General features: G+C 32.5%; 13 protein-coding genes. 6 read left to right on the top strand and 7 right to left on the bottom strand.

Features of this window, described 5'->3' with window-relative positions:
- Positions 1-850 (top strand): glycosyltransferase family 9 protein (locus KA468_RS09470; RefSeq protein WP_291242698.1); only part of this gene is annotated, 850 nt, incomplete at its 5' end.
- Between the two features lie 61 nt (positions 851-911).
- Here KA468_RS09470 and KA468_RS09465 read toward each other — a convergent pair.
- The 4 genes from KA468_RS09465 to KA468_RS09450 form a co-directional block, all read right to left on the bottom strand.
- Positions 912-1,220, bottom strand: a complete 309-nt coding sequence (locus KA468_RS09465) for a hypothetical protein (protein WP_291242697.1) — start codon at positions 1,218-1,220, stop codon at positions 912-914.
- Between the two features lie 61 nt (positions 1,221-1,281).
- A complete protein-coding gene (locus tag KA468_RS09460; protein ID WP_291242696.1) occupies positions 1,282-2,334 on the bottom strand; it encodes a ferredoxin--NADP reductase in 1,053 nt (350 codons plus the stop codon).
- A gap of 8 nt (positions 2,335-2,342) precedes the next feature.
- Positions 2,343-2,855 (bottom strand): acyl-CoA thioesterase, encoded by a 513-nt coding sequence (locus KA468_RS09455; protein ID WP_291242695.1) that lies wholly within the window; start codon positions 2,853-2,855, stop codon positions 2,343-2,345.
- Positions 2,856-2,921: 66 nt separating this feature from the next.
- Positions 2,922-3,902 carry an SPOR domain-containing protein gene (locus KA468_RS09450; protein ID WP_291242694.1) on the bottom strand — a complete coding sequence of 327 codons (981 nt, stop codon included), beginning with the start codon at positions 3,900-3,902 and terminating at the stop codon, positions 2,922-2,924.
- 144 nt (positions 3,903-4,046) lie between these two features.
- On the opposite strand from KA468_RS09450, the gene dprA reads away from it, so the two are divergent.
- Positions 4,047-5,153 (top strand): DNA-processing protein DprA, encoded by a 1,107-nt coding sequence (gene dprA, locus KA468_RS09445; RefSeq protein WP_291242693.1) that lies wholly within the window; start codon positions 4,047-4,049, stop codon positions 5,151-5,153.
- 72 nt (positions 5,154-5,225) lie between these two features.
- Here dprA and trpS read toward each other — a convergent pair whose 3' ends face one another.
- A complete protein-coding gene (gene trpS / locus KA468_RS09440) occupies positions 5,226-6,197 on the bottom strand; it encodes a tryptophan--tRNA ligase (protein ID WP_291242692.1) in 972 nt (323 codons plus the stop codon).
- A 121-nt stretch (positions 6,198-6,318) separates the two neighbouring features.
- Here trpS and KA468_RS09435 point away from each other — a divergent pair, with 121 nt between their 5' ends.
- Positions 6,319-7,050 carry a 1-acyl-sn-glycerol-3-phosphate acyltransferase gene (locus KA468_RS09435; protein WP_291242691.1) on the top strand — a complete coding sequence of 244 codons (732 nt, stop codon included), beginning with the start codon at positions 6,319-6,321 and terminating at the stop codon, positions 7,048-7,050.
- 34 nt (positions 7,051-7,084) lie between these two features.
- On the opposite strand, the gene KA468_RS09430 is transcribed toward KA468_RS09435, so the two are convergent.
- Positions 7,085-7,492, bottom strand: coding sequence for a hypothetical protein (locus KA468_RS09430; protein ID WP_291242690.1), 408 nt, complete (start codon positions 7,490-7,492; stop codon positions 7,085-7,087).
- Between the two features lie 77 nt (positions 7,493-7,569).
- A complete protein-coding gene (gene recA, locus KA468_RS09425; RefSeq protein WP_291242689.1) occupies positions 7,570-8,574 on the bottom strand; it encodes a recombinase RecA in 1,005 nt (334 codons plus the stop codon).
- 183 nt (positions 8,575-8,757) lie between these two features.
- Here recA and KA468_RS09420 point away from each other — a divergent pair, with 183 nt between their 5' ends.
- From KA468_RS09420 to KA468_RS09410, 3 genes are read left to right on the top strand one after another with little or no spacing between them, the layout of a single operon-like run.
- Entirely contained in the window at positions 8,758-10,137 is a 1,380-nt protein-coding gene (locus KA468_RS09420; RefSeq protein ID WP_291242688.1) for a rhodanese-related sulfurtransferase, read from the top strand.
- A gap of 39 nt (positions 10,138-10,176) precedes the next feature.
- A complete protein-coding gene (locus KA468_RS09415) occupies positions 10,177-10,431 on the top strand; it encodes a type II toxin-antitoxin system Phd/YefM family antitoxin (protein ID WP_291242687.1) in 255 nt (84 codons plus the stop codon).
- Complete coding sequence (locus tag KA468_RS09410) at positions 10,428-10,685, top strand: Txe/YoeB family addiction module toxin (protein WP_291242686.1); 258 nt, start codon at positions 10,428-10,430, stop codon at positions 10,683-10,685. Before KA468_RS09415 ends, KA468_RS09410 begins: the two co-directional genes overlap by 4 nt.
- Positions 10,686-10,961 lie beyond the last annotated feature (276 nt).

Raw genomic sequence — 10,961 nt, 5'->3', positions numbered from 1 at the left:
AAGACATAAAGGTTTTTTAGGACTTTTGCGTTTGTTTTCCGATTTACGAAAACTAAATATTGACGCCGTTGCCGATTTACACAATGTATTACGATCAAAAATTATAAGAACACTTTTTGCTTTGAATGGCAAAAATGTTGCCGCTACAGATAAAGGTAGACAAGACAAAAAAGCTCTTACAAGATTAGCTATCAAAACCATTTCTCCAACAAAAACAATGTTTGAAAGACATTGCGAAACGTTTGAAAAATTAGGTTTTCCTTTACATTTAGAATCACCTACATTTCCAGAAAAATCTATTTTATCTGACGAAATAATAAATATTACGGGTAAAAAAGAAGAAAATTGGATAGGAATAGCACCTTTTGCTCAATACGAAAGCAAAGTATATCCAATAGATTTAATGCAACAAGTAATAGATGAATTAGCCAAAAACGATTCAAATAAAATTTTATTATTTGGTGGAGGAAGTGAAGAAATTAAGAAGCTAAATCAGTTAAAAAACAATCATAAAAACGTGGTTGTTTTGGCAGGAAAAACCAATTTAAAAGAAGAATTAGCCATAATTTCTAATTTAAATGTAATGTTATCTATGGATTCTGGAAATGCGCATATTGCCGCTATGTTGGGCGTAAAAGTAATTACACTTTGGGGCGCTACACATCCTTTTGCAGGATTTCAACCATTCCATCAACCAGATGATTTTTGTCTGACTTCAGATAGAAAACTATATCCATTTTTACCCACTTCGGTATATGGAAATAAAAAAGTAGCAGGCTATGAAAATGCAATGCGAAGTATTTCTGTGGAAAATGTTGTTGGAAAAATTAATTTTGTTTTAAACCATTAAGGAATTAAGGTTCATTAAGTTTTATGCTTAATTTTCTTAATTCCTTAATGGTTTAAAAGACTCACAAATAAACCTGATTGTCTTTACAAATTTCTAAAATATAACTCTTTAAATTAGAAATAGTTGCTTGATAATTTGGTGCTTCATAACCAAAACGTTCGTGTTCCATTTGCTCTTTTTCAACTTCATTACAACCCTTTATAATTTCCCTAATAATATCTAACAAAATAAGTTGTTTGTCTTGTTGTTTATCAAATTTATAATCAACAATTTCATCTTGTAATTTTTCGCAATATTCAAGCAACTGGATAACTTCTGGTTCGCCCAACAAGTCGCTATTTTTTTTGAATATTTCGTATAAGTTTTTCAAGGGTTTGAAATTTTTACTATAACAAGACTTTAGACTTTATGACATTAAAACTTTAGACTATTTAAATATCATCAAAATCAATTTTAATTTCAGAGGAAGTTGGCACGGCTTGACACGCTAAAACCAATCCTTCAGCTACTTCGTTATCTGTTAAAATTTGGTTTTTCTTCATCGTAGCGCTTCCTTCTGTCACGCGACAAATACAGCTGCTACAAATACCACCTTGGCAAGAGTAAGGCACGTCTAAACCTTGTTTTAAAGCCGCTTCTAAAATGGTTTGTTTCTGACTCATTTCAAAAGTAACTTCGTCAGCATCTACTAAAATTGAAATGTTCGTATGACCTTCATTTCCTGTTACAACTTTGTTTTCTGAGGCAGATGACGTTCCAAACAATTCAAATTTTATATCTTTTTCAGCTACATTGTTTTCTTTTAAAGTTGCCGTAACTACTTGTATCATTGCTTCTGGTCCACACAAGTAAAACTTAGAAAAGGTTTTATCAGAATGTTTATTTTTAAGCACTGTATTTACAACAGTTTTGTCAATTCTCCCAAAAAGTTCACCCGCTACATTAGATTGACTATACACAAAATGCACAAAAAATCGCCCTAAATTTTTTAATTGAAGCGCCTTTAATTCCTCGTGAAATATAGTTTCCGATTCGTCTTTGTTGCCATAAATTAAAACAAAAGTACTATTTGGTTCTTCTTCTAAGACACTTTTTGCAATCGATAAAACAGGCGTAATTCCGCTACCAGCAGCAAAAGCGGCATAGCTTCTTTGGTGTTCTTGTTTGGCTTCAAACGTAAATTTTCCTTCAGGAATGCTGACTTCTAACAAATCGCCAACAGCTAATTTTGTGTTGGCAAATTTCGAAAAAGTACCGTTTTTTACTTCTTTTACTGCAATTCGCATTTCATCACTTTTTGGTGAAGAACAAATAGAATACGCTCTACGAAGTTCTTTCCCGTCTAAAGTTAGTTTTAAGGTTACATATTGCCCAGCTATAAATTGGTAAGCCGTTTTTAGTTCTTGTGGAATATTAAAAACGATTGAAACTGCATTTTTTGTTTCTCGTTTGATTTCTTTTATTGCTAATTTGTAAAAATCCATGTTATATATTATTTTGTAAACAACGCTCTTAACTCCGTTGCTTCACTGGGTTTCATTTTTCCTGCCAATACCAAGCTTAATTGTTTTCTTCTTAGTGCTGCTTCAAAACGTTCAATTTCTAATTCGGTTTGTGGTTCGATAGCGGGAACCGAAACCGGCCTACCTGTTTCGTCAACGGCAACAAAAGTATAAATGGCTTCGTTGGCTTTATTTTTAATACCAGATTCTCTATCTTCAATCCAAACATCTATAAAAATTTCCATAGAAGTATTGAAAGTTCTGGATACTTTAGATTCTACTGTTACCACGCTTCCCAAAGGAATAGCTCTGTTAAACGCCACGTGATTTACAGAAGCCGTAACGCAAATTCTTCTTGAATGACGACGCGCAGTAATACTTGCGGCTCTATCCATTCGCGCTAATAATTCGCCACCAAATAAATTGTTTAATGGATTGGTTTCGCCAGGTAACACTAAATCGGTTAATGTTGTAACGGAGTCTGAAGGATATTTGTTTTGCATTATTTTTTTTACAAAGATACTAACTCTGATTTAAAAATAGGGTATAAAAAAATCCCAAAATTGGGATTAGTCTATTAGCAACCAAGCGTCAACGCTATCTTTTGCTTTTATTTGAATTTTTAAATTTTGAGCTTCAGTTAAATTAGAAAAACTACCAAAAGCAACAGGAATTAAACCGTATTTGTTTTCCGTCAATAAATGCGCTTCAAAACCTTTTGAGACTAAATCATTCATTGCTTTTAAAGCATTTTGTTTGCTTCTAAAAGCACCTGCTACCACGTGGTATTTTTCAGTATGCGTTTGTTCTAAAGTTAAATCAACAGCGTTTATTGGATTTGGAATCACAAAAGTAGCCTCTTGAAGTTTTTGATTTATTTTTTCTTGCACCGTTTTTTCAACGATACTTGTTTGCTGTTCTATTGTATAGTCAAAATACATTTTGTAACCATACGTTCCTGCAGAGGCAAAAATGGCCACAGCTGCAGCATATTTCATCCAGGTTTTCGTACGATTTTTTCCATTTAATGGAATAACTGGCGTTTCTGCTTCCTCTGTAGTATTAACTGAAACAGGCGTTTCAATTTGAGGCGCAACTTCTGAAACAATTTCTGTTTGAATTTGATTTTCTCTTGCTATTTCTGGCGAATTAAAACCAGCCAAACCAAAAGAATCTGTCAAATAATTAATTGCTGTATTCGGCTTGAAAACAAAATTATGTTCCGAATTTGAAAAAATTTCACCAATATTTTCTAATACCAAACTTTCTTTATTTTCTAATTTTTCTAACCAAAAAACAACTTGAGTTTGAATTTTACTTACGGCGTTTTCATAACTAATTTTTTCTTGTAATGCGATATGATTGGCCAATAAGCCATCATTGTTTTTTATATGAGAATTAAAAGAAATTACTTTTTTCGGTGGTACAAACGAATTTTGAACCACAATAACTTGCGCAGATTGCCATTCGCATAAAAACGCTCCAAAACCCGGAACGCCTACGCATTGGTATCTGTACAACAATTCTGAAATGTATTTTTCTATTTTCATATATGCAAAATTAAGTAATCAAGCCCAAAAACAAAATTTTATTAACAATTTTTATTAACAATTTAAAAATAAATTTTCTTCGTTTTGCGGTTTTTTATAAAATTACTAAAAAAATAAATATATTTGTAGGATATATTATACGCCATGTTACATAACGAATTATTACACACGCTCGCACTATTAAAAGTGGAAGGAATTGGTGATGTTGTTGCCAAAAAACTAATTAAACAATGCGGTTCTGCCACTGCAGTTTTCCAAACCTCTAAAAAAGCATTTGTTGCCATTGACGGCATAGGTGATTATCTCTACAAAAATTTACAAGAAAAAAAGATTTTTAATTTAGCGGAAAACGAACTTCGTTTCATCGAAAAAGAACAAATTTCTTATGCTACATTTGAAGACGATTCGTATCCAGAACGCTTAAAACATTGTGCCGATGGCCCAACTGTTTTATTTCAATCAGGCGCTATTAATTTGCAAAATAAAAGAGTAATTAATATCGTAGGAACCCGTCAAATTAGCCCTTATGGAGTCGCATTTACCAATACACTTTTGGAAGATTTAGCACCATTGAACCCAATTATTGTTAGTGGTTTTGCCTATGGAGTTGACATTGTGGCACATCAAGCGGCAATGCAAAATAATTTACAAACTATTGGAGTTTTGGCTCACGGTTTGAATCAAATATATCCAAAAATACATAAAAAATATATTTCTCAAATGGAACAAAACGGAGGTTTTATGACCGAATTTTGGAGTTCTTCAAATCCGGATAGAGAAAACTTTATCAAACGCAATAGAATTGTAGCAGGTATGTGCGAAGCTACTATTGTAATTGAAAGTGCCGAAAAAGGCGGCTCATTAATTACTGCTAATATAGCGAATGATTACAACAGAGATGTATTTGCTGTTCCAGGAAGAATTACCGATAAATTTAGCCAAGGGTGTAACAATTTAATAAAAACCCAGCGCGCCCATTTATTGAATAGTGTAGCTGATTTAGTATATATTTTAAATTGGGATATTGATACGAAAAAAGAAAGCAAACCCATCCAAAAACAACTTTTCGTTTCCTTGACGGAGGAAGAACAAAAAATTTATGATTATTTAGTAAATAAAGAAAATGAATTGATGGATATTATAGCATTAGATTGCGATTTCCCTATTTTTAAAATTTCTTCTTTATTATTAAATATGGAGTTAAAAGGCGTTATTAGACCTTTGCCAGGCAAGTTGTTTGAAACGGTGTAGTTTAAAACACAAATTTCACAGATTAGCACTAAACTAATTTGTGAAATTTGTGAAAATCTGTGTAAAAAAATGCTACATAAAGCCAAGTTTTTCTCGTACTCTTTTTAAAACGCCATCCGCTACATTTCCAGCTTTTTTAGCTCCCTCAAAAAGTAATTTATCTACTTCTTCCGGGTGGTTTATGAAGTGATTGTATTTTTCTCTTTCGGTTTTAAATTTTTCAGTTATTAAATCAAAAAGCGCTTGTTTGGCGTGTCCAAAACCATAATTTCCAGCTAAATAATTTGCTTTTAATTGGGCGATTTGTTCTTCTGTGCCTAATAATTTATATAATCCAAATACATTACAAGTATCTGGATTTTTAGGTTCTTCTAAAGGCGTGCTATCTGTTTCAATGCCTTTTATTTGTTTTAATAAGGCTTTATCATCCAGAAAAATATTGATAAAATTATTTCGTGATTTACTCATTTTTTGCCCATCTGTTCCTGGAATTAGCATAGTTTCTTCGCTTGTTTTTCCTTCAGGCAACACAAATGTTTCTCCCATTTGATGGTTAAATCGTGAAGCTACATCTCTTGTAATTTCTATATGTTGCATTTGATCTTTTCCAACAGGTACAATTTCGGCATCGTACAATAAAATATCGGCAGCCATTAGCATCGGATAAGTAAATAATCCTGCATTTACATCTTCTAATCGGTCGGCTTTATCTTTAAACGAATGGGCTAATGTTAAGCGTTGAAAAGGGAAAAAACAACTCAAATACCAAGATAATTCTGCGGTTTGTGGCACATCTGATTGTCTGTAAAACACGACTTTATTGGTATCTAATCCACACGCTAACCAAGCGGCAGCAGTGCTATAGGTATTTTGTTTGAGTTCGGCTCCGTTTTTAATTTGCGTAATCGAATGCAAATCGGCAATAAATAAAAACGATTCATTCGCAGGATTATTAGCCATTTGTATCGCTGGAATAATCGCACCTAATAAATTTCCTAAATGTGGCGTTCCCGTGCTTTGAACACCTGTTAATATTTTTGCCATTTTGAAAGTTGTTTTTGCAAATGTAAGTTTTTAAGTAAAAAGAGCCAAGTAAAAAGGTGCAACTAAAAAGAATAAGTTTTTTAAAATTGTTTACTTTTGAAAATCGAATACTATCTGAGAAATGAAATTATTAAAATATCCGTTTTGGTTGCTATACCGTATCTGGTTTTACCTATTGGTATTGTTTCCTATAATACTTTTATTTCCACTCATATTAATTACTATTTTAAGTGAAAAAACATATCCGTTGTTTTTTAAAATTGCACGACTTTGGGCTCGAGTTATTTTAATTGGAATGGGTTTTAGATATTCTATAAAAGGCACTGAAAATTTTGAAGAATGCAAAAGTTATATGTTGGTAGCCAATCATACTTCAATGACGGATATTATGTTGATGTTATTGGTTGTAAAAAACCATCCGTTTGTATTTGTAGGGAAAAAAGAATTGGTTAACATTCCCATTTTTGGATTTATTTACAAACGTGTTTGTATTTTGGTTGACCGAGAAAACAGTAAAAGTAGATTTGCCGTTTTTGAACGAGCACAAAACAGAATTCAACAAGGTTTGAGTATTTGTATTTTTCCTGAAGGCGGTGTGCCCGATGAAAGTATACTTTTAGATGAATTTAAAGATGGCGCTTTCCGAATTGCGATTGAACACCAACTCACAATAATTCCGATAACTTTTTATGATAACAAAAAACGATTTTCGTACACGTTTTTTAGCGGTTCACCAGGAAAAATGAGAGCCAAAATTCATCCACCTATAGAAACAATTGGAAAAACGATGGACGATAAACTTCACTTAAAACAACAAGTTAGAGACATCATTTTAACCGAACTTCAAAAATAATTAGCATAAAAAAACGCCTAATTAGTCGTTTTTATTATTGTACTACAACTGAAAATTCTTCATAAAGATTAACTCCGTTGGCATCTTTTCCTTTCCAAAATTTTAAAAGATAAGTTCCTGCTGTAGCGGGCTTAAACCTTAAAACTTGTGTTTCCAATTGATTTAGCAATGGCAAACAGCCTTGTTCTTCTATCACATAATTTATTACAGCAATAGTCCTTGTATCAATATCTTTAGTGTAATAAAAACCTTCAAAACCATGACAACTTGAAGGTTTTGAATACGTAACTTCAATTTCGTTTACGGCATTTGCAGTAAAGGTTGTCGGTAAAACCACTGATTCTACTTTTAGTAATTCTAAATGAACTCTTGGCCCATCAGGTTCTTGTGTACAAGAGATAGATAGTACAATAATACAGATAAGTGCTATTAGTTTTTTCATAATACAACTTTTTAAAAATTCCGAATCTTCAATTTGGTTTTAATCAAAAAACCATCCTAAAAAGGATGATTTTTGTCTTATGCGTTTTGTTCTTTTAGTAATTCTTTAATTTTAACTTCTAACTCATCCATTAATTCTGGATTGTCTTTTATTAATTGTTTTACAGAATCTCTTCCTTGTCCTAATTTGGTTTCACCATAACTAAACCAAGAACCACTTTTCTTAATAATTTCAAAATCTACAGCTAAGTCTAAAACTTCACCAACTTTAGAAACCCCTTCGCCATACATAATGTCAAATTCTGCAGTTCTAAAAGGTGGTGCTACTTTATTTTTTACAATTTTCACTTTCGTTCTGTTACCAATAACATTGTCGCCATCTTTAATTTGCGAAGAACGTCGGATATCAATTCTTATCGAAGCATAAAACTTCAATGCGTTTCCACCAGTTGTGGTTTCAGGACTTCCAAACATTACCCCAATTTTATCTCTCAACTGATTGATAAAAAACACGGTACATTTTGTTTTATGAATGGTTCCTGTTAATTTTCTTAACGCTTGCGACATCAAACGGGCGTGTAATCCCATTTTACTATCACCCATATCGCCTTCAATTTCACTTTTTGGCGTCAATGCGGCAACCGAGTCAATTACTACAATATCTACAGCACCTGAACGAATTAAACTTTCAGCAATTTCTAATGCTTGTTCTCCGTTATCAGGTTGAGAAATAATTAAATTATCAATATCAATACCTAATTTTTCCGCATAAAAACGGTCAAAGGCGTGTTCTGCATCAATAAATGCGGCAATTCCTCCGGCTTTTTGTGCTTCTGCTATGGCGTGTAAGGTTAGGGTCGTTTTACCAGATGATTCTGGTCCGTAAATTTCGATAATTCTTCCTTTCGGATATCCATTTACACCCAATGCAATGTCTACGCCTAAAGAACCTGACGAAATGGTTTCTACTTCTTCTACAGCAGAATCGCCCATTTTCATTACAGCTCCTTTACCGTACGTTTTGTCTAATTTGTCTAATGTCAGTTGTAAGGCTTTTAATTTTGCTTCTTTTTCTGTGCTCATAATAATTAATTTTTCGTAAAAATACAGAATTTTTTTATTGCAACAAATTTTGTTTGTAAGTTTCTTGTTGCATTTCAATTAAAAATATTTTTATCTTTGCTGCCAAATTCTTCCATTTAGAATTTGTTTATTTATTTCTTTAAGTCGTGATAATCACGGCTCTAACCTTAAAATGTTTATAGCATGCAACTGTACAACACCTTAAGCGCGGAAGAAAGAGCCAAGTTAATTGACCAAGCCGGTCAACGATTAACGCTTTCTTTTTATGCGTATGCCAAAATTGAAAATCCTACATTATTTAGAAATGATTTGTTTTTAAAATGGAACAAATTAGATGCCTTAGGCCGAATATATGTCGCTACGGAAGGGATTAACGCACAAATGTCTGTTCCGGCAGAAAATATTGATGCTTTTAGAGAAACCCTTGAAACTTACGATTTTATGAAAGGCATTCGATTGAATATTGCCGTAGAACATGATGATCATTCTTTTTTAAAATTAACGATAAAAGTACGTCACAAAATTGTGGCTGATGGATTAAACGACGATACGTTTGATGTAACCAACAAAGGCGTGCATTTAAATGCCCGAGAATTTAATAAAATTTTAGAAGACCCAAATACGATTGTAGTTGATTTCAGAAATCATTACGAAAGTGAAGTCGGACATTTTACAGGCGCGATTACCCCAGATGTAGAAACGTTCCGTGAGAGTTTACCAATTATCAACGAGCAATTAAAAGAGTTTAAAGAAGATAAAAACTTAGTGATGTATTGCACGGGTGGAATACGTTGCGAAAAAGCCTCTGCTTATTACAAACACCAAGGGTTTAAAAACGTTTTTCAGTTAGAAGGCGGTATTATCAATTATGCCAAACAAATTAAAGAAGAAGGTTTAGAAAGTAAATTTATTGGTAAAAACTTTGTATTCGATCACCGTTTAGGCGAACGAATTACAGACGATATTATTGCGCAATGTCACCAATGTGGCGAACCTTGTGATACCCACGTAAATTGTGCCAATGAAGCGTGTCATTTATTATTTATTCAGTGCGATTCGTGTGCTGAAAAAATGGAAAATTGTTGTTCTACAAGTTGTGTAGAAACCATTTATTTACCTTTAGAAGAACAAGAAAAACGCAGAAAAGGATTAAAAAACGGGAATATGATTTTTCAGAAAGGGAAATCACCAGCGTTAAAATTCAAACAAAATTCGGAAAGAAATATTTTTGAAGAAATTGCTCAAAAACCGGTAAAAGTTTCGGCGGTTACCCAAATTAGAAAGCGAAAATTAACGACGGAAAGAAAAATATATATTGGCAAAGGACAACATTATTTCACAAAGGCACAAGTAGGACAATTTTTAATTGAACACCAAGAATTAAAAACAGGAGACACCATTTTTATTACAGGACCTACAACTGGAAACGAGAAAATGCAAGTGGGTACAATGTTAATTAACGGCACCGAAAACACCGTAGCAAAACCGGGTGATAAAGTAACTTTTGTTGTCCCATTTAAAATAAGAGAATCGGATAGAATTTATAAAATAGTTGAAAATTAATTTTTTGTACCTATATTTGTACAATAAAAAGTACAAAACATGTTAACAGCAACCATTTCTGATTTCAGAAAAGACATGAAATCATATGTAAAAAAAGTTACAGAAAACTTTGAAACATTAATAATTAACAGAGGAAAAAGTGCGGGAGTGGTGTTAATTTCACTAAACGAGTACAACTCATTAATGGCTACACAGCACGAACTATCTTCTGCAATAAACGAAAAACGGTTAGATGCTGCTATTGAAAAACTAAACCAAAAAAATTCTTTTGAAAAACAAATAATTGAAGAATGAAGTTTGTTTTTGTAGAAGAATCATGGGAAGATTATTTGTATTGGCAAAAAACAGATAAAAAAATGCTTCAAAAAATTAATTCACTTTTAAAAGATATTTCACGTACACCTTTTGAAGGAATTGGAAAACCAGAAGCATTAAAACACAAATATAGAGGTTTTTGGTCGAGAAGAATTGACCAAGAACATCGCTTGATTTATAAAGTTACCGATACTGAAATTTTAATTGCAAAATGTAGGTTTCATTATGATTAATTTGGTTAAAATTTATAAGAAAAAATAGCCTGTTACGTTATAAAGAGTAACAGGTTTTTTTGTTTATAAAAACTTGAAAAATCAAAAGTTTAAATTCAGTTAAAAAAATGCTATCTTTACGCTCAAAATAACATTTGAAAAGTAGTTTCAATTTTTTTGAGGCGATCAATATATATAAATTATGGCATGTACAAGTTGTTCAACTTCCGATGGTGGTGCACCAAAGGGGTGTAAAAATAATGGGACTTGCGGCACCGATAGCTGCAACAAATTAAC

This window comes from Flavobacterium sp. (assembly GCF_017985075.1).
Lineage (GTDB): Bacteria > Bacteroidota > Bacteroidia > Flavobacteriales > Flavobacteriaceae > Flavobacterium.
Note: the sequence above shows the minus strand (reverse complement) of the source record. Positions and strands in the feature narration are given on the sequence as shown.